This window comes from Streptomyces sp. NPDC058157 (genome assembly GCF_042884105.1).
Taxonomy (GTDB): domain Bacteria; phylum Actinomycetota; class Actinomycetes; order Streptomycetales; family Streptomycetaceae; genus Streptomyces.
Genome location: NZ_JBHVUQ010000034.1, coordinates 1 through 18,167, shown reverse-complemented (window position 1 = coordinate 18,167; position 18,167 = coordinate 1). Strand labels below are relative to the sequence as shown.

The following is an 18,167-nucleotide window of genomic DNA, read 5'->3' as shown; positions in this document are numbered from 1 at the left end:
AGGGTCCCCGTGTGGACGAGTGGACGGCGCCGAGCGTGATCGAGCGCGAGCTGTACGGGGCGAAGGCGCGCGGCGACTGGGCCGCCTACCTGGACGCCCTCGCCCGGGCCGAGCTGTTCCTGCCCCAGCCCCGGGCGCAGGTCGACGCCGACCCCGGCGCGGCCCGCTTCCACCGCGCCCCCGACAACACCCTCGCCGTCTACACCCGCGGCATGCTCCCCGCCCCCGACGAGCACACCGTGTACCTCCGCCAGAGCCTCGCCTGGTTCGCCAACGCCTGGGACCAGCGGGACCCCGCCCACCTGGCCGTGAACCCCGGCAGCCCCGTCGAGGCCTACCTCACCACCACCCCCGCCGACCTCGCCCGCTGGCGCGCCCACTGGGACGCCGCCCCCGCCTGGGGCCTGGCCCCCGGCGCGGTGCACGCCCTGCACACCGGGGGCCCGCTGCACGGCCCGGTCGCCCGCGGCCTGGCCGTCGGGGCGCACCTGGCGGTGGCCAACGGCGAGTTCTGGAACGCCCTCGCCTACCACGGCAACGGCTACACCCGCGAGCGCGAGCGCCTGCGCACCTCGTGGGAGATCGACGACGCCGCCGGCTGGCTGGGCGTGCTCCAGCGGATGCTGAACGCCGACGTCGTGAGCCCCGTCTGGGAGTTCGCGCTCCGCGTGCGCCGGGTCCTCGCCTCCGACTTCGCCGGCCCGGTCGACGTCGAGCACTGGCGCCACGCCGCCGAGGCCAGCCTGCGCCGCAGCGCGGAGGTGTCCGCCCAGCCCCGCCTCACCCCCGACGGGGTGACCGTGGCCGAGCCGCGCCCCGCCGCCGAGGTCGAGGGCGAGATCGCCGGGGTCCGGCGCCTCATCGGCCGGATCACCCGCTACGAGCAGCGCTTCCGCGCCGACGGGCTGCTCCCGGCCGGCGGCTGGGTGCGCTCGGTCGAGGGGTGGGACTACGGGCGGGCCTCGCAGATGGCCCGCTGGGGCGTCGCCTGCCGCTACGGCACCCTCCAGGACGCCGAGCGGGCCGTGCTCCGCGCGGGCGAGCGGGCCCGGGGGGCGTACCGCTCGTGGGCGGAGTTCTCTGCCGGGTACGCGCTCGCCCGGTGCCTGCACTTCGACGAGGAGGAGTTCGGGAGCTGGTACGAGTCCTCCCTCGCCACCCACCTCACGCTGACCACCGACCCGGCCAGCCCCTTCCTCAACATCCCCTGGGAGTGACCGACTTCGGGTAGTCCCGGGCCGTCGGGACGCACCCGCGCGGTCCGATCACGTGACCAACTAGCCTCGGGCGCATGACGATTGCGCTGAACGACACCGTGCGGCAGCTGCTCGACTCCCCGCACCCCGCCGTGCTCTCCACCCTCAACCCCGACGGCAGTCCGCAGAGTTCCGTGGTCTGGGTGATCCGCGAAGGCGACGACCTGCTGGTCTCCACCGAGCGCGGCCGCCGCAAGGAGCGGAACCTCGTCCGGGACGGCCGGGTCGGTCTGACCGTGTTCGACCTGGCCAACCCGTACCTGTACGCCGAGATCCGCGGCACCGCCACCATCAGCGAGGACGCCGGCCGGGCCGTCGCCGTCCGGATCGCCGAGCAGTACCTGGGTCCGGGCGCCGGCAAGGAATACGGGGACGCCGCCGACGGGGCCGTACGCGTGGTCGTGCGGATCACCCCGTCCAAGGTGCTCGGCAACGCGGCGAAGGGCTGAGACCGGCCCTGCCCCCTTACGGCAGGCGGGCGGTTCGCGGGCGAGCCGCGGCGGCGGTGGGCCGGACCCGGATCGGAATCTGATATTCCGATCCATGCCGCCCGTCTGCCGCCCACCGAGAGGGGCCCCGGCCCATGCCGCGACCGCCGCTGTTCCGACGACGCCTGCGCAGACTGCTCACCGCCTCCCTGGGGGCGCTCCTCGCCTTCGCCGCCGCCACCGCTCCGGCCCGGGCCGGGACGGGGCACGTGGGGGACGTGACCGAGTTCCCGCTGACCACCCCGGACAGCTTCCCCGCCGACCTCACGGCGGGCCCCGACCGGGCGGTGTGGGTCACGGAGTCCGAGGTCAACCGGATCGCCCGCGTCACGCACGACGGCGCCGTCACCGAGTACCCGCTGCCGACCCCGGACAGTTTCCCCAGCGGCATCACCCAGGGCCCCGGCCGCGCCCTGTGGTTCACCGAGGGGCTCGCCTCCAAGATCGGCAGGATCACGACGAAGGGCCGGGTCACCGAGTTCCCGCTGCCCGGCCCGGACCGCTTCCCCTTGGACATCGCGGTCGGCGGCGACCACGCCTTGTGGTTCACCGAGGCGGGGACGAACGCGATCGGCCGGATGACGCCCGACGGCAAGGTGACCGAATACCCGGTGCCCACGCCGGACAGCTTCCCCTACTACATCGCGGCCGCACCCGACGGCTCCGTGTGGTTCACCGAGCAGATCGCCGGCAAGATCGGCCGGATCGGCCCGACCGGGCGGATCACCGAGTACCCGCTCGCGAACGACTCCTCGTTCCCCTCCGGCATCGCGGCCGGACCCGGCGGGATGTGGTTCACCGCGGACGGGCTGAACGCCGTCGGGCGCATCTCCTGGCGGGGCGAGACCAAGCTCTTTCCGCTGCCCGGCTCCGACAACCTGGTCTACGACATCACCCGCGGGCCGGACGGACACATGTGGTTCACCGAGCAGGCCGGACGCATCGGCCGGATCAGCCGGGACGGCGCGATCACCCAGTACGACGTCCCGGGCCCGGCGGCGGCGGACAAGGTCGCCTTCAGGATCGCCACCGGAGCAGACCGGAACGTCTGGTTCACGGAGTTGCTGACGAGCTCCGTCGGCCGTGTCCAGGCCCTCCCGAGCCGGGGCTCCGGCCACACGACGCTTCCGGCCCCGGCGAAGACGCTCCCCGCACCTCTCCGGAAGACGGCGCCCGCCGGGCACCACAGGCCGCCCTACCGCCTGACCCCCGGGCTGGAGCGCATGCTCCAGAAGAAGGGCCTCCGCTGACCCGCCCTACGCCCCCCGCCGCCGCCCCGGCAGCCGCAGGGCCGGGAGCAGGGACAGGGCCAGGAGGACCGCCGCGACCGCGTACGCGGTGCGGAAGCCGGCCGGGGTGGTGCCCGCCGCGCCCAGGACCACCGAGGTCAGGGCCGTGCCGACCGAGGCGCACAGCTGGGAGTTGATGCTGAGGGCCGTGCTCGCCGCCGCCATGCGGGCGGCGGGCAGGTTCCGGCCGGCGGTGGTCATGGTCGGCATCAGCACCATCCCGGCGCCGACGCCCATCAGCATCAGCGAGCCCACGACCTGCCACCCCGCCACCCCCTCGGCGCCGGTCCGCAGCCCCGTGAGCAGCATGCCGAGGGCCGCCACCGCCACCCCGGCGGGGATCAGCCGGCGCGGGGCGACCCGGTCCACGCGCCGGGACGCGATCTGCATGGTCGTCCCGACGACGAGCCCGACGGGCGCCACCAGCAGCCCCGCCGCGCTCGCGCTCAGCCCGCGCGCCTGCTGCCAGTACACCGGGGCCAGCAGCATCGAGCCGAAGTAGCCGCAGGTGAAAGGCGCGAGGGTGCCGATGGCGGCGGCGAAGGTGCGGTCGCGCAGCAGCCGCAGGTCGAGCAGGGGCTCCGGCACCCGCAGCGCGCGCCGGACGAAGGCCGCCACGAGGACGGCCCCGCCGAGCAGCGGGAGCAGCACCCCGGCGGAGAGGAACGCGCCGCCGCCACCGCCCCGGGACAGTCCGTACAGGAGCAGCGCGAGGCCCGGGGAGAGGCTCAGCAGTCCCGGGAGGTCGAGTCGCGGCGAAGCCGCCGCACCCGGGGGGGAATCCGGGCGCAGCAGCTTCGCCGCGAGTATCAGGGCGGCCGCTCCGACGGGCAGGTTGACGAGGAAGATCCACCGCCAGGAGGCGGTGTCGATCAGCCAGCCGCCCAGCACCGGCCCGGCCACCGGGCCGACCAGCACGGGCAGCCCCAGCAGGGCCATGGCGCGCCCCAGCCGGTCGCGGTCGGCGGCCCGCATCACCATCGTCATGCCGACCGGCATGAGCAGTCCGCCGCCGAGCCCCTGGACGGCGCGGAAGGCGATCAGGCTGCCGGCATCCCACGCGCAGGCCGCGAGCAGGGAGCCGAGGGTGAACAGGGACAGGGCCGTCAGGTAGGTGCGCTTGGCCCCGATCCGGCCCATCGCCCAGGCGGCCGCCGGGATGACGGCCGCCAGCGCCAGGGTGTAGGCGGTGGCGGTCCACTGGATGGTCTCCAACGGGGACCCGAAGGACCCGGAGAGCCTGTCGAGGGCCACGTTGACGATCGTCATGTCGAGGACGGACATGACGGCGCCGGTGATCACGACCGTGAGGATGCGCCCGAGCTGCCCGGGCGCCGCCCCTAACGCCGCGGGGGAGTCCTCGGCGGTGGGTGTGGTCGGCATCGTGCGACGTCCCTCCCTCGGAAACCGGAAACCAGACCATGTGGTCGGTTTTCAAAAACAGACCGCGTGGTTCGTTTTCAGAATCGGACCACACGGTTGGTTTTTGCGCCCTCCCGGTAAAGTACAACGACCGTTGTAATGCGCACAATGGCCGTTGTAGAGGGTGACTCGAGAGCCGCTGGAGGCATGATGGACGGTCAGGCCCCGGGCCGCGTACCGGAGGGGACCGCGGACGCGCCGCTCCCGCCCCGGAAGCTGGCCAAGCGGATGGCCCTCGCGCGCGCGGCCTGCACCCTGTTCGGCCGCGACGGGTACGCCCGCGCCTCCGTCGACGCCCTCGCCGCGGCGGCCGGCGTCTCGACGCGGACGCTCTACAACCACTTCCCCGGCGGCAAGTCGGAACTCTTCCGGGCCGTCGTCACCTGGAGCTCGGGCGAAGTCCGCGACGCGCACGTGGCCGTCGTGCGCACCCTGCTGGACCCCGCCCGACCGCCGCACCCGGACGACCTGGAACGGGAGCTGGCCGCCCTCGCCCGGGCGCTGATCGACGTGATGGTGGAGCACCCCGACCACTTCGCCCTGGTGCGCCACATCCACGCCGAGGCCGACCACGTGCCGCCCGAGGTGCTGGCCGCCTGGAAGGCCGCGGGCTCCGGCCCGGTCGCCGAGGCCCTCGCCGGCGCACTGGCGGACCTGGAGCGGGCCGGACTGCTCGACCTGCACGGAGACGCGGAGCTGGCGGCCGCCCACTTCACGGCACTGACCACCACCTCGGTCGCCCAGCTCTCCCACTACGGGGTGCTGCCCCTGTCGCGGGCGCAGACCGACCGCGTCGTCCTGGGCGGGGCGGCGTCCTTCGTACGGGCCTACCGGGCCCGCTGAGCGGTCGTCACAGCCGCGTGAGGTTCCGGTCGAGGACGGCCCGGACCCGGTCGACGTCGGCGGGGTCCTGGGCGCCCCGCTTGGGCAGGGCGAAGAAGATGCCGGTCCGCTTCGTCGTGATCACGAAGAGGGTGTCGGTCTCGAAGTACCGGGGGAACACGCGCCATTCGAGGGTGCTGCTCAGCTCCCCGCCGGTGGTGGTCAGGCCGTCCTCGGCGACCGTCGTCCGGCAGGTCCCGTAGGCCTCCATGTCCTCGTACTGCTCGCGCGCCTTGCGGGCGCCGACCCGGGGGGTGATCACGCACAGCGAGAGCGTCACGGAGACCAGGACGAAGGCCGTCGCGGTCGGCGAGAAGCCCCTGAGCCAGCAGATCAGACTGCCCAGCCCCAGACCCACCACCGGCCCGGTCACGAGGCTGCCCCGGCCGGGCCAGGTGGCGAAGTGGAACCGCCAGAACGCCGTCCGGTAGTCCTCCGGCGTCGGGTCGTACACGAACTCGATGGTGGTGGTGCCGCTGGTGTCCCCGCCTGTCTGCATGGGAGCGGAGCGTATACGAGCCACAGTGGCCGGAAAAGATCTCAGGGCAGCTGTCTGCCCACCTGTGACCAGGCCTCCAACGCCCGCGCGAGGGGGTCCCCCGGCGCCAGGTACGGCCGGGCCGCGCCCGCCCACCGCAGGAGGCTCTTGAGCCGCCTCAGGTGCAGGATCCCCTCCCGGGGCAGCTCGCGCCACGCGCGGGCCCGCGCGGCCGCCTCCGCCGGCGTGAGGTCGACCAGCGCGAGCGCCTCCCGCCCCAGGGCGGCCGGGTCACCGCCCGGGCCCGGTCCGAACTCCCGCAGCAGGTAGGCCCGTACGAAGGCCAGCTCGATCCCCCGCACCAGGTCGGACGCCCCCTCCGCCGCCGCGCACCGGTACGCCGCCGCCAGGGCCACCCGGCCCCAGCGCAGCCGCGCCCCGTCCGGCAGCCGCTCGTCCCGCATCCCCCCGACCGCCAGCGAGCGCAGGGTCCGCGGCAGGGGTTCGTCCGCGAGCGGGGGAACGGTGGCCAGCCAGGCCTCCAGTTCCGCGAGGCCGTGCCCGTCGGGCGGCACGGCGGTCAGCACCTGGCCCCGGCTGAGCAGCGCGACCACCACCCCGGCGAGGCGGACCCGGGCGGTGTGGCCGGCCGCGAAGGAGTCGACCGTGCGCCCGTACCGCTCTATGTCCCGCAGCCAGACCCGCGACTCCCCCGCCGCGTACACCTGCCCGGACCGGGCCGTGCCGCCGACGCACCGGACGAGGCAGACCCCGCCGCTGCCGTCGGCCTCCTCCACGGAATACACCTGCAACTCGGCGATGGGCATGGCCGGGAGGCTACCGCCTCAGCCGCCGGGCGGGGCCTCCAGGACGAGGCGGAGCTCGGTGACCTCGTAGCCGGCCCGGTCGAAGGCGGCGGCCATCGGGAGGTTGACGGTGTCGGTGGTGGCCGTGACCCGGTCCGCGCCCGCGGCGGCGTGGAAGCGGGTGATCTCGGCGAGGACCTCGTCGATCAGGCCCCGGCCGCGCAGTTCGGGGACCACGCCCAGGTAGCCGACGTTGCGGTGGTACGGGGTTGCGGAGGGGACCGCCAGCCCGGCCAGGGTGCCGTCGGGGAGGTGGGCGAGGCGCCACCAGGAGCGTTCGCCGGGGCAGTCGCGGTAGAACGCGAGGTCCTCGCGGGCGAGTTCCTCCTCCGTCGTCGACTCCAGCTCGTGGCGGGTGGCCAGGTCGAGGCTGCCGCGCGAGAGCCGGACGAAGGCGTCGAGGAACTCCTCGTCGGTGCCTTCACGGAAGACGAGCCTCCCGGTGGGGGCGGCCGTCCCGGCCTGCGGCGTCCACTCGTAGCGCAGGCGCTCGATCTCCCGGGTCAGCCCGGCCCGGGAGGCGGCCTCCCGACGCCAGGCGACCGCCCCGGCGAGGGCCTGGTCCGCGCGCCAGCCCCGGGGCAGGGACAGGTGGTAGCCGGGGCGCTTGCCGAAGGCGGCGTGGCCGGCGCCCAGCAGGGCGGCGGCCAGGGCGGCCGGGTCGGCGACGTCGGCCCGGACCTGGAGGCAGTCGAGGGCGACCGGCCGCTCGCTGTCGGCGCGGCCCCACCACAGGGCGCGGGCCAGCACCCGCCCGTCCCCGTCCTCGGCGGACCAGGTCCACTCGGGCCGGAAGCGGTGGGCCGCGAACTCCTCGCGGACGCGGTCGGCGGGGAGCGGGGCGAGCGGGCCGAGCGGCCCGTCGGCCGGGAAGGCCAGGGCCCGGTCGAGGGCGGCGGGGTCGTCGAGGGCGGTACGGAATCTCATCGGGCCGATGATCGCCCCGCTGCGGCTCCCCGGGCCACGGGTTTTCCCGGCGGAACGCCGACGGCCGGCCCTCCCGGAAGGGGGGACCGGCCGCCGGACGGTGCTGCGGGTGCCGCTACGACCAGGTGACCAGCCGGCGCGGGTGCTCCAGGACCGCCGCGATGTCCGCGAGGAACTTGGAGCCCAGCTCGCCGTCGATCAGGCGGTGGTCGAACGACAGGGCGAGGGTGGTGACCTGGCGCGGCTTCACCTTGCCCTTGTGGACCCACGGCTGGAGCTTGATCGCGCCGACCGCGAGGATCGCGGACTCGCCGGGGTTCAGGATGGGCGTACCGGTGTCGACGCCGAAGACGCCGACGTTGGTGATGGTGATGGTGCCGTTCTGCATGTCGGCCGGGGAGGTCTTGCCCTCGCGGGCGGTGCCCACCAGGTCCGACAGCGAGGTCGACAGCTCGGCCAGGGTCTTGGCGTGGGCGTCCTTGATGTTCGGGACGATCAGGCCGCGCGGGGTGGCCGCCGCGATGCCCAGGTTGACGTAGTGCTTGAGCACGATCTCCTGGGCCGCCTCGTCCCAGGACGCGTTGACGTCCGGGTTGCGGCGGATGGCGACGAGGACCGCCTTGGCGATCAGGAGCAGCGGGTTGATCCGGAGGCCGGCGAGGTCCGGGTCGTCCTTGAGCTCCTGGACCAGCTTCATCGTGCGCGTCACGTCGAGGGTGATGAACTCGGTGACGTGCGGCGCGGTGAAGGCGGAGCCGACCATGGCCTGGGCGGTGACCTTGCGGACACCCTTGACCGGGATGCGGGTCTCCCGCGCGCCCGGCGCCGCGGCGACGGCCGGGACCGGCTCGGCCGCGGCCTGGACGGGCGCGGGGGCCGCGGCCGGGGCCGGGACCTGGACGGGGGTCTGCGGGGCGAGCGCGGCCGCGGCGGCGGCGTGCACGTCCTCGCGGGTCACGACACCGCCGTCACCGGTGGGGACCACCGAGGCCAGGTCGATGCCGAGGTCCTTGGCGAGCTTGCGCACGGGGGGCTTGGCGAGCGGCCGCTCGGCGGTGGCGACGCCGTTGCCGTTGGCGTACGCGGTGCCGTTCTGCACCGCCGGAGCGGGCACCGCCGGAGCGGGCACGACCGGGGCCGGAGCGACGGGCGCGGCGGGAGCCGCGGCGACGGGGGCACCCGCCACCGCCTTGCGCGGGCGGCGCTTCGTGGAGGACTGGGAGACCCCGTAGCCCACGAGCACCGGCTGGCGGGCGGCGGGCTCCTCGGCCGGGGCGGCCGGAGCCGCGGCGACGGCGGCCGCCTCGGTGACCTCGGCGGAGGCCTGGACACCCGCCGCGGCGGGCTCCTCGGCGCCACCGGCGCCACCGGTCTGTACGGAGATGATCACCTGGCCGACGTCGACCGTCACGCCCTCCTCGAAGATCAGCGCGTGCACCACTCCGTCGAAGGGGATCGGCAGCTCGACGGCCGCCTTCGCCGTCTCCACCTCGCAGACGACCTGCCCGTCGGTGACCGTGTCACCCGGCTGGACGTACCACTTGAGGATCTCGGCCTCGGTCAGGCCCTCGCCCACGTCGGGCATCTTGAATTCGCGGATCGTCATGACGCGGCTCTCCTCAGAACGCCAGCGAGCGGTCGACGGCGTCGAGCACGCGGTCCAGGCCGGGCAGGTACTCGTCCTCCAGGCGGGCCGGCGGGTACGGGGCGTGGAAGCCTCCGACGCGCAGCACCGGCGCCTCCAGGTGGTAGAAGCACCGCTCCGTGATGCGGGCGGCGATCTCGGAACCGGTGCCGAGGAAGACCGGGGCCTCGTGGACCACGACCAGCCGGCGGGTCTTCTCCACCGAGGCCTGGATCCCGTCGAAGTCGATCGGGGACATCGAGCGCAGGTCCAGGACCTCGACCGACTTGCCCTCCTCGGCGGCCGCGGCGGCCGCCTCCAGGCAGACCTTCACCATCGGGCCGTACGCGGCCAGGGTGAGGTCGGCGCCCTCGCGGAGCACCCGCGCCTTGTGCAGCTCGCCGGGGATGGCGTCGGTGTCGACCTCGCCCTTGTCCCAGTAGCGGCGCTTCGGCTCGAAGAAGATCACCGGGTCGTCGCTGAGGATCGCCTGCTGGAGCATCCAGTAGGCGTCGCTGGCGTTCGACGGGGAGACCACCTTCAGGCCCGGGACGTGCGCGAACAGCGTCTCGGGGGACTCGCTGTGGTGCTCGACCGCGCCGATCGCGCCGCCGTAGGGGATGCGCACGACGACCGGCAGCTTGATCTTGCCGAGGGCGCGGGCGTGCATCTTCGCGAGCTGCGTGACGATCTGGTCGTAGGCGGGGAAGACGAACCCGTCGAACTGGATCTCCACGACCGGCCGGTAGCCGCGCAGGGCCAGGCCGATGGCGGTGCCGACGATGCCGGACTCGGCGAGCGGGGTGTCGATGACCCGCTCCTCGCCGAAGTCCTTCTGCAGCCCGTCGGTGATGCGGAAGACACCGCCCAGCTTGCCGACGTCCTCGCCCATGATCAGGACCTTGGGGTCGGTGTCCATGGCCTTGCGCAGGGACTCGTTGAGCGCCTTCGCGATCGACATCTTCTCGATGGCCATCAGTGACCCTCCTCGGCCTCGAAGGATGCGAGGTAGGCGGCGAACTGGGCGCGCTCCTCGTCGACGAGCGCGTGCCCGTCCGCGTAGACGTTCTCGAAGATCGCCATGGTGTCCGGGTCGGGCATGGCGCGCACGACCTCGCGGACCCGCTTGCCGAGGGTCTCGCTCTCCGCCTCCAGCTCCTCGAAGAACGCCTCGTCGGCGCCCCCGGAGGCCAGCAGGTGGGCCTTCAGGCGCAGGATCGGGTCCTTCGCCTCCCAGGCCGCCGTCTCCTCGTCCGCGCGGTACTTCGTCGGGTCGTCGGAGGTGGTGTGGGCGCCCATGCGGTACGTGAACGCCTCGATCAGGGCCGGGCCCTCGCCGCGGCGGGCGCGGTCCAGCGCCCAGCGGGTGACGGCCAGGCAGGCGAGGACGTCGTTGCCGTCGACGCGGATGCCGGGGAAGCCGAAGCCCTGGGCGCGCTGGTAGAGCGGCACGCGCATCTGGCGCTCGGTCGGCTCGGAGATCGCCCACTGGTTGTTCTGGCAGAAGAACACCACGGGGGAGTTGTAGACCGCGGAGAAGTTGAAGGCCTCCATCACGTCGCCCTGGCTGGACGCGCCGTCGCCGAAGTAGGCGATGACCGCGGAGTCCGCGCCGTCCTTGGCCACGCCCATCGCGTAACCGGTCGCGTGCAGCGTCTGCGAGCCGATGACGATCGTGTAGAGGTGGAAGTTGTTGGTGTTCGGGTCCCAGCCGCCGTGGTTCACGCCGCGGAACATGCCGAGCAGGTTCGTCGGGTCGACGCCGCGGCACCAGGCCACGCCGTGCTCGCGGTAGGTCGGGAAGACGTAGTCGTCGTCGCGGAGTGCCCGGCCGGAGCCGATCTGGGCCGCTTCCTGGCCGAGCAGCGAGGCCCACAGGCCCAGCTCGCCCTGGCGCTGGAGGGCGGTCGCCTCGCCGTCGAAGCGGCGGGTCAGGACCATGTCGCGGTACAGGCCGCGCAGGTCCTCGGTGGTGACGTCCGCGACGAAGGCCGCGAACTCTGCCACCTCGGGGTGGTTGTCGACCTCGACCCGTTCGCCCTCGGGCGTCAGCAGTTGTACGAGCTGAGGCTCGGCGTCGTGCGGCTGTGCGGTGGCAGCGGCGGTCTTGCGGGCGCTCGCCGCGCCTGCCGCCCGCTTGGTGCCGCTGCTGCGTCGCGGCTTGCGCGCGGCAGTGCTCTCCACGGTCACGTGTGCTCCTCCGTCGGTCCGGCACCCGGGTTCTCCGGGGACCAGTGCGGCTCACCTGTATCCGTACCCGTACACGGGGTGGGTGCACGGCGCGTTTCGGATTCAGGCGTGACAGGTGCCCCGGCGAGTGCCCTGCGCACAGCACGTTACCCAGTGCGACGCATAACTGCGAAACCCCGTTTGACCTGCGATTTTGCTTGGATATCCAAGTAAATCGGCCGCTTCGGGAACAACCACTGGTCACAGCCTTGCAGGGGGCCGGAACAACGGCACGTTATCCCGGGTAACTCCGGCAGGGAAGAGGTGAGTGTGTGAAGATGAGCTTGTGCGCGAAAACGGAAAAATCAAGGTATTTCTCCTGGACGACCACGAAGTAGTACGTCGGGGCGTTCATGAGCTTTTGTCGGTTGAAGAGGACATCGAGATCGTCGGTGAGGCCGGTACCGCCGCGGACGCCCTGGTCCGCATCCCGGCGACCCGCCCCGACGTGGCCGTCCTCGACGTGCGCCTGCCGGACGGCAGCGGTGTCGAGGTGTGCCGCGAGGTCCGCTCGCAGGACGAGGACATCAAGTGCCTGATGCTCACCTCGTTCGCCGACGACGAGGCGCTGTTCGACGCGATCATGGCGGGCGCCTCGGGCTACGTCCTCAAGGCCATCCGGGGGAACGAGCTGCTCAGCGCGGTGCGCGACGTGGCGGCCGGCAAGTCGCTGCTGGACCCGGTGGCGACCGCGCGGGTGCTGGAGCGGCTGCGCGACGGCAAGAACGGCAAGGGCGACGACCGGCTCGCGAACCTCACCGAGCAGGAGCGCAAGATCCTCGACCTGATCGGCGAGGGCCTGACCAACCGGGTCATCGGCGAGCGGCTGCACCTGGCCGAGAAGACCATCAAGAACTACGTCTCCAGCCTGCTGTCGAAGCTGGGCATGGAGCGCCGCTCCCAGGCCGCGGCGTACGTCGCCCGGCTCCAGGCGGAGAAGCGCTAGCCGCGCTCGACCCGGCACCGAGCGGGGCGCAACCCCGTTCGAACGCGTCACGAGCGGGAGCCGAGTGGACGTCGACGGGGTGCCGAGCGACGTTCGAGTCGGCTTTCGGGCGGACTGCGGGCGGCGGACGGGCGGACTGCGGGCGGCGGACGGGCGGCCTTCGGGGATGACGTCCCGTGGCCGCCCGCTTCCCCGCCGCACATGGTTCGATTCGGGACCAACGTCCCCGGTGATCGGGGCGGGATCCTCTTTCCCGACCGGGTGTCGGGGGCCGAGAGTGGTCGCATGTCACCGGAGGAAATACACGCCGTCGAGTTGCTGCGCCGTGTGCCGTACGGCCGGGTCGCCACCAGCATGCGCGCGCTCCCGTTCCTCGCCGTCGCCCGCCACATCGTGGTGGACGGCCGGATCGTCCTGAGAATGCACGCCGGTTTCGGCTATCACCACGCCTGTAACGGAAGCGTGGTCTCCTACGGGGCCGACAACGTCAATTCGGGCGCGCCCCGACTGTGGTCCGTGCAGGTCACGGGCACGGCGGAGCTCACCGAGCCGACCACCGCCGAACTGGAACTCTTCGGTCCGGCGCCGCATTTCGTGGACGGGGAGGTGTTCGACCCGGTCTACATGCGGATCGAACCCCAACTGGTCACCGTGCATACCCTCGGGGCGCGGAACGAACGGGAAAAGGGCCCGGCGGAATGGGAATTCCGCCGGGCCCCTTCACCTACGCACCGCTAGTCGGCGCCCTCGGCGCCGGCCGGGCTGCCGCCGCCCCCGCTGGGCGGGGTCGGCTTGTTGGTCGGCGGCTCCCCCGTCGGGGTCTTCGTCGGCGGGGTCGTCGGGCCCTTGGTCTCCGGGCTCGTCGAGCCGCCCGAGGAGGGCGACACGGGGGTGCTCGGGGTGTACTTGCTGCGGCTCGGGGCGGGCGTGAAGGTGTCCTCGTCGTGCGAGCGGCCCGTCTCCGGGCTCGACGAGGTCGACGGCGTCTCCTGCGAGTCGCTGCTGCTCTGGCTCGGCCCGGGGCTGCTGACACTGGACTTCGGCTTGGCTCCGCCGCCACCGCCGAGGTTGCCGGTCTTGATGGCGAAGGCCACGCCGCCGGCGATGGCCAGCACCGCGAGCAGCGCGAACAGCCAGACCTTCCACTTCCCGCCGCCGGAGTGGTTGTCGTACCCGTCGTAGCCGTCGTACCCGCCGTGGCCGCCCGGGCCGGCGCCGTGGCCGTGCCCGCCGCCGGGGAAGGCGGTGCCGTCGTCCGGGTTCAGCGGGGGCACCATCGGCTGCTGGAACTGCGAGGTGGTGTGGTGCGAGGGGTACGGGGTGTGGGGGCCGCCGTTGCCGCCCGCGGGCATCATCGAGGTCGGCGCGCCGCCGGGCTGTCCGTGCGGGAGCGCCATGACGACCGGGCCGGTGTTCCAGGTGCCGGTGTTCGGGCCCTGGTCCTGGAGCATCTGGAGGGCGTACTGGACGAGCCCGCGCATCTCCTCGGCGCTCTGGAACCGGTCGTCCGGGTCCTTGGCGAGCGACCGCATGACGAGGCCGTCGAGTTCCTGCGGGATGTGGTGGCCCTCGGGCAGCTGCGAGGGCGGCACCGGCGCGTCCTGGACGTGCTGGTAGACCACCGACAGCGGGGTCTCGCCGGTGAAGGGGGGCCGCAGCGCGAGGAGTTCGTAGAGCAGGCAGCCCGTCGCGTACAGGTCGCTGCGGTGGTCGACGGCCTTGCCGAGGGCCTGTTCCGGCGAGAGGTACTGCGGGGTGCCCATGACCATGCCGGTCTGGGTCATCGTGGACTGCGCGCCGTGCAGGGCGCGGGCGATGCCGAAGTCCATCACCTTCACCGCGCCGGCGTTGGTGATGATCACGTTCGCGGGCTTGATGTCGCGGTGCACGATGCCGTGCTGGTGCGAGTACGCGAGGGCTTCCAGCACGCCCGAGACGATGATGAGCGCCTGGTCGGGCCCCGGGGCCTCCGCGCTGAGCAGCAGCTCGCGGATGGTGCGGCCCTCGACCAGCTCCATCACGATGTACGGGACGACGTTCGGGCCGACCCGGTCCTCGCCGGAGTCGTACACGGCGACGACGGCGTGGTGGTTCAGCCCGGCGACCGACTGTGCCTCACGGGTGAAGCGGGCCTTGGACACCGGGTCCTCGGCCAGGTCGGCGCGCAGCAGCTTCACGGCCACGGTGCGGCCCAGCCGGACGTCCTCGGCGGCGAAGACCTCCGCCATGCCGCCGCGGCCCAGGCGGTGGGTCAGCCGGTAACGGCCGTCCCCCACGAGGCCGCCCGCGCCCCAGTGCTCAGGACCGTCGGCCATCCCGGCGCCGTTTCCCTCGGGTTCGGGTGCCATCAGTCCTCGCCGTCGTCTCTCTCGTCCGCTCTAGCGGTGGGCCTCTTCGGGTGCTCCGGTGAACGCTACAGCCTCCGAACCCGTCACCGTTCGGCTACGGACACCGCGTAGGCCCGTGGTCACGCAGCGGGCACCGGCTTGACGTGTGCTTGCCCTCCGGCAGACTGGGCGCGACATGCGCTCAGCCGGACGCGTAGCAACAGAGCCCGAGGGGAAGCAACAGTCATGAGCCAGGACGGCACACAGGGCCGGTACGCAGGCGGCTCCCTGGCCGGTGGCCGTTACCAGCTAAGGGATTTGCTGGGCGAGGGGGGCATGGCCTCGGTCTACCTCGCGTACGACTCGGCCCTCGACCGCCAGGTCGCCATCAAGACGCTCCACAGCGAGCTGGGGCGCGAGGCGTCCTTCCGCGAGCGCTTCCGGCGCGAGGCGCAGGCTGTTGCGAAACTGTCGCACACCAACATCGTCTCGGTCTTCGACACGGGTGAGGGAACCGTCACCTTCGGCGCCGGCGGCGGCGACGAGGCGGTCATGCCGTACATCGTCATGGAGTACGTGGAGGGCCGGCCGCTCGGCTCCGTCCTCGACGCCGACGTGCAGCAGTACGGGGCGATGCCGGCGGACAAGGCGCTGAAGGTGACGGCCGACGTGCTGGCCGCGCTGGAGACCAGCCACGAGATGGGCCTGGTCCACCGCGACATCAAGCCCGGCAACGTGATGATGACCAAGCGCGGCGTGGTCAAGGTCATGGACTTCGGCATCGCCCGGGCCATGCAGTCGGGGGTCACCTCGATGACGCAGACCGGCATGGTCGTCGGCACCCCGCAGTACCTGTCGCCGGAGCAGGCGCTGGGGCGCGGCGTGGACGCCCGCTCCGACCTGTACTCGGTCGGCATCATGCTGTTCCAGCTGCTGACGGGCCGCATCCCCTTCGACGCCGACTCCCCGCTGGCGATCGCGTACGCGCACGTCCAGGAGGAGCCGGTGGCTCCGTCCACCGTCAACCGGTCGATCACCCCGGCGATGGACGCGCTGGTGGCGCGGGCGCTGAAGAAGAACCCGAACGAGCGCTTCCCGACGGCCGCGGCCATGCGGGACGAGATCATGCGGATCATGTCGGCCGGCCACACCGGCGCGCCGGCGATCGTCCCGGGCGCGACCACGGGCGGCAGCGGCGCGGGCGTGGGCTCGACGGTGTTCCCGCCGGTGGACGCCGGCTTCCAGGCACCGCCGCCGCACTCGCTCCAGCAGCCCTACCAGAGCCCGCCGACCCCGGCGCCGTCCCCGTACGCGCAGCCCGCTGCGACGCAGCAGCAGCCGGGTTACGCGTACCCGCCCACGGCTCAGGCGCCGCAGCACCAGCAGCCGCAGCACCAGCAGCAGTACGGGCCGTCGACGCCGCCGCCGTTCACCATCTCGCCCAACCCGGCGCCCGCTCCGGCGGCGTCCTCGGGCGGCGGGAAGAAGAACACGCCGGTGGTGGTCGGCGCGATCGTGGTGGCCCTGGTGGCCATCGGCGGGCTGATCGCCGTGCTGAACATGGGGGGCGACGACCCGGACAAGGACAAGACGGCGAGCCCCGGTGCCTCGTCCTCGGCGTCCTCCTCGGCGGTGGCGGGGCACAAGGGGCCGGACCCCTCGCGCACCATCGACGCGGAGAAGTGCAAGAGCCCGACGAAGTCCTACCGGGACGCGACGAAGGTCGTGGCCCCCGACTTCCGGTACAAGAACGTGCTGTCGATCAAGCAGTGCATCCAGGCGGCCGGCTGGAAGTACAAGATCACCGAGCGCGACGAGACCGTCTACGGCCAGGACACCGTCCTGGAGCAGCTGCCCGAGGCGGGCACGGACGTGGCCAAGGACGGCACCGAGTTCACGCTGATCGTCTCGACCGGCGATCCGTCGTAGCGGACGGCGCCTCAGGGGGCCGCTCGGACGGCCGTTCAACTCCCGGGCATCCCGGGGCACCCTGACGGGTGTCCCGGGATGCCCGTTTTGTCCCCCTGTGCCAAGCTGAGGGCGGCGCCCCGACCCCACGGCGCCCCGGCCGCACGGAACGGGAGGGGCACCCCGTGAACCGACGCCTCCGCGCCCCGCACTGGACGGCCGGAGCCGCACTGGCGGCCGCCGCGCTGCTGGTCACCGCACCCGCCGGGGCGACCTCCGCCCGCCCGCCCCTCACCGCGGTGCGCGCCGACACCGACCAGGACGATCCCGTACCCGAAGAGGCCTACGAGGAGCTCGCCGGCAGTGCCGGAGGGGTCGGGCGGGAGCACCCGGGGCGGCCCGCGAACGCCCCGGCCGACCCCGAGCTGACGGCCGTCTCCCGGCCCGTGCACCCGGTCCGGCCGGCCCCGCACCCGGACCGCCGGGAGCCCGGCACCGACCAGCGGCCCACCGCCCCGCCGAGCCCCTCGCCGAGCCGCGGCGCCCCCGTCTCGGCGCTGGGCACCGAACCGAACGAACGGGTCGCCGACCTGGCCGCCCACCTGCTGCCGCTGGGCACCGGACTGGCCCTGATGGGCGTGGGGCTGGGGTACATGGGCGTACGGCTGCGCCGGGGCCGATAGGCGACCGCGATCGACATACTCGGTATACATACTGAGTATGTCCATGTATACATACTGAGTATGTCGATCCGTCACGGCCTTCTCGCGCTGCTGGAACGGGGCCCCCGCTACGGCTCCCAGCTGCGCACCGAGTTCGAATCCCGCACCGGCTCCACCTGGCCCCTCAACGTCGGGCAGGTTTACACCACCCTGGCCCGTCTCGAACGCGACGGGCTCGTCGCACCCGGCGGCGAGGACACCGCCGGGCACACCCTCTACGCCATCACCGACACCGGCCGCTCCGAACTGCGCGCCTGGTACGAGCGCCCGGTGGACCGCACCAACCCGCCCCGCGACGAACTGGCCATCAAGCTCGCCATGGCCGTCGGGGCCCCCGGCGTGGACATCCGCGCCGTCATCCAGTCCCAGCGGCACGCCACGATCGGGGCGATGCAGGACTACACCCGGCTCAAGGCCCAGGCCCTGGCCGCCATCGAGAGCGGGCGGGCCAACGAGCGCGACGACGTGGCCTGGCTGCTGGTCCTGGAACAGCTGATCTTCCAGACCGAGGCCGAGGCCCGCTGGCTCGACCACTCCGAGGCCCGGCTCGTCCGGCTGGCCGCCCTCGGCGCGGTCGCCGGCCCGCCGGCCGCGCCCGCGGCCGACGACGCCGCCACGCCGCCCCCGGCGGCCGCGACCGGCCCGACCACCGGCACCACCGGCCCCGCCCCCCGCACGCGGCGGGGCTGAACGACCCTTCCAAGGGGGACCCTTCATGCCCGACCAGCAGCACAGCTCCCACCCGAACCAGCCGAACCGGCCGAACCGCCCGGGATACCCGGGGCACTCGGAGCACCCGGGAC

General features: G+C 73.2%; 17 protein-coding genes. 9 read left to right on the top strand and 8 right to left on the bottom strand.

Annotation, left to right across the window (positions count from 1 at the left end; translation table 11 throughout):
• Window positions 1-11: 11 nt before the first annotated feature.
• From ACFVXK_RS11535 to ACFVXK_RS11525, 3 genes are all read left to right on the top strand, one after another.
• Entirely contained in the window at window positions 12-1,217 is a 1,206-nt protein-coding gene (locus tag ACFVXK_RS11535) for a DUF1266 domain-containing protein (RefSeq protein WP_389611302.1), read from the top strand.
• A gap of 74 nt (window positions 1,218-1,291) precedes the next feature.
• The gene (locus ACFVXK_RS11530) at window positions 1,292-1,705 is read left to right on the top strand and encodes a PPOX class F420-dependent oxidoreductase (protein ID WP_389611301.1); all 414 of its coding nucleotides are present in this window, start codon (window positions 1,292-1,294) and stop codon (window positions 1,703-1,705) included.
• Window positions 1,706-1,839: 134 nt separating this feature from the next.
• Window positions 1,840-2,994 carry a hypothetical protein gene (locus ACFVXK_RS11525; RefSeq protein ID WP_389611300.1) on the top strand — a complete coding sequence of 385 codons (1,155 nt, stop codon included), beginning with the start codon at window positions 1,840-1,842 and terminating at the stop codon, window positions 2,992-2,994.
• Between the two features lie 6 nt (window positions 2,995-3,000).
• On the opposite strand, the gene ACFVXK_RS11520 is transcribed toward ACFVXK_RS11525, so the two are convergent.
• Window positions 3,001-4,416 (bottom strand): DHA2 family efflux MFS transporter permease subunit, encoded by a 1,416-nt coding sequence (locus ACFVXK_RS11520; RefSeq protein ID WP_389611299.1) that lies wholly within the window; start codon window positions 4,414-4,416, stop codon window positions 3,001-3,003.
• Window positions 4,417-4,602: 186 nt separating this feature from the next.
• On the opposite strand from ACFVXK_RS11520, the gene ACFVXK_RS11515 reads away from it, so the two are divergent.
• On the top strand, window positions 4,603-5,298 hold the full coding sequence (locus ACFVXK_RS11515) for a TetR/AcrR family transcriptional regulator (protein WP_389611298.1): 696 nt from the start codon (window positions 4,603-4,605) through the stop codon (window positions 5,296-5,298).
• A 7-nt stretch (window positions 5,299-5,305) separates the two neighbouring features.
• Here ACFVXK_RS11515 and ACFVXK_RS11510 read toward each other — a convergent pair whose 3' ends face one another.
• From ACFVXK_RS11510 to pdhA, 6 genes are all read right to left on the bottom strand, one after another.
• Window positions 5,306-5,836: a YcxB family protein gene (locus ACFVXK_RS11510; protein ID WP_389611297.1), complete on the bottom strand. Its 531-nt coding sequence runs from the start codon at window positions 5,834-5,836 to the stop codon at window positions 5,306-5,308.
• Window positions 5,837-5,877: 41 nt separating this feature from the next.
• Window positions 5,878-6,642, bottom strand: a complete 765-nt coding sequence (locus tag ACFVXK_RS11505) for a hypothetical protein (RefSeq protein ID WP_389611296.1) — start codon at window positions 6,640-6,642, stop codon at window positions 5,878-5,880.
• 18 nt (window positions 6,643-6,660) lie between these two features.
• Window positions 6,661-7,608 carry a GNAT family N-acetyltransferase gene (locus ACFVXK_RS11500; RefSeq protein ID WP_389611295.1) on the bottom strand — a complete coding sequence of 316 codons (948 nt, stop codon included), beginning with the start codon at window positions 7,606-7,608 and terminating at the stop codon, window positions 6,661-6,663.
• Window positions 7,609-7,723: 115 nt separating this feature from the next.
• Complete coding sequence (locus tag ACFVXK_RS11495; RefSeq protein ID WP_389611294.1) at window positions 7,724-9,214, bottom strand: dihydrolipoamide acetyltransferase family protein; 1,491 nt, start codon at window positions 9,212-9,214, stop codon at window positions 7,724-7,726.
• Window positions 9,215-9,227: 13 nt separating this feature from the next.
• Window positions 9,228-10,208 (bottom strand): alpha-ketoacid dehydrogenase subunit beta, encoded by a 981-nt coding sequence (locus ACFVXK_RS11490; RefSeq protein WP_389611293.1) that lies wholly within the window; start codon window positions 10,206-10,208, stop codon window positions 9,228-9,230.
• Window positions 10,208-11,422 (bottom strand): pyruvate dehydrogenase (acetyl-transferring) E1 component subunit alpha, encoded by a 1,215-nt coding sequence (gene pdhA, locus ACFVXK_RS11485; RefSeq protein WP_389611292.1) that lies wholly within the window; start codon window positions 11,420-11,422, stop codon window positions 10,208-10,210. Before pdhA ends, ACFVXK_RS11490 begins: the two co-directional genes overlap by 1 nt.
• Window positions 11,423-11,747: 325 nt before the next feature.
• On the opposite strand from pdhA, the gene ACFVXK_RS11480 reads away from it, so the two are divergent.
• Window positions 11,748-12,407 carry a response regulator transcription factor gene (locus ACFVXK_RS11480; RefSeq protein ID WP_045950154.1) on the top strand — a complete coding sequence of 220 codons (660 nt, stop codon included), beginning with the start codon at window positions 11,748-11,750 and terminating at the stop codon, window positions 12,405-12,407.
• A 285-nt stretch (window positions 12,408-12,692) separates the two neighbouring features.
• On the top strand, window positions 12,693-13,145 hold the full coding sequence (locus tag ACFVXK_RS11475; RefSeq protein WP_389611291.1) for a pyridoxamine 5'-phosphate oxidase family protein: 453 nt from the start codon (window positions 12,693-12,695) through the stop codon (window positions 13,143-13,145).
• Here the strand turns inward: ACFVXK_RS11475 and ACFVXK_RS11470 are convergent.
• Window positions 13,142-14,755 (bottom strand): protein kinase, encoded by a 1,614-nt coding sequence (locus ACFVXK_RS11470; protein ID WP_389611290.1) that lies wholly within the window; start codon window positions 14,753-14,755, stop codon window positions 13,142-13,144. The two genes, ACFVXK_RS11475 and ACFVXK_RS11470, sit on opposite strands and share 4 nt — an antisense overlap.
• Window positions 14,756-14,980: 225 nt before the next feature.
• Here ACFVXK_RS11470 and ACFVXK_RS11465 point away from each other — a divergent pair, with 225 nt between their 5' ends.
• The 3 genes from ACFVXK_RS11465 to ACFVXK_RS11455 all read left to right on the top strand — a co-directional run bounded on the left by ACFVXK_RS11465 (window position 14,981) and on the right by ACFVXK_RS11455 (window position 18,054).
• Complete coding sequence (locus tag ACFVXK_RS11465) at window positions 14,981-16,663, top strand: protein kinase (protein WP_389611289.1); 1,683 nt, start codon at window positions 14,981-14,983, stop codon at window positions 16,661-16,663.
• A 164-nt stretch (window positions 16,664-16,827) separates the two neighbouring features.
• Window positions 16,828-17,325, top strand: coding sequence for a hypothetical protein (locus ACFVXK_RS11460; RefSeq protein ID WP_389611288.1), 498 nt, complete (start codon window positions 16,828-16,830; stop codon window positions 17,323-17,325).
• 60 nt (window positions 17,326-17,385) lie between these two features.
• Entirely contained in the window at window positions 17,386-18,054 is a 669-nt protein-coding gene (locus ACFVXK_RS11455; RefSeq protein ID WP_389611287.1) for a PadR family transcriptional regulator, read from the top strand.
• The last annotated feature ends 113 nt before the right edge of the window (window positions 18,055-18,167 follow it).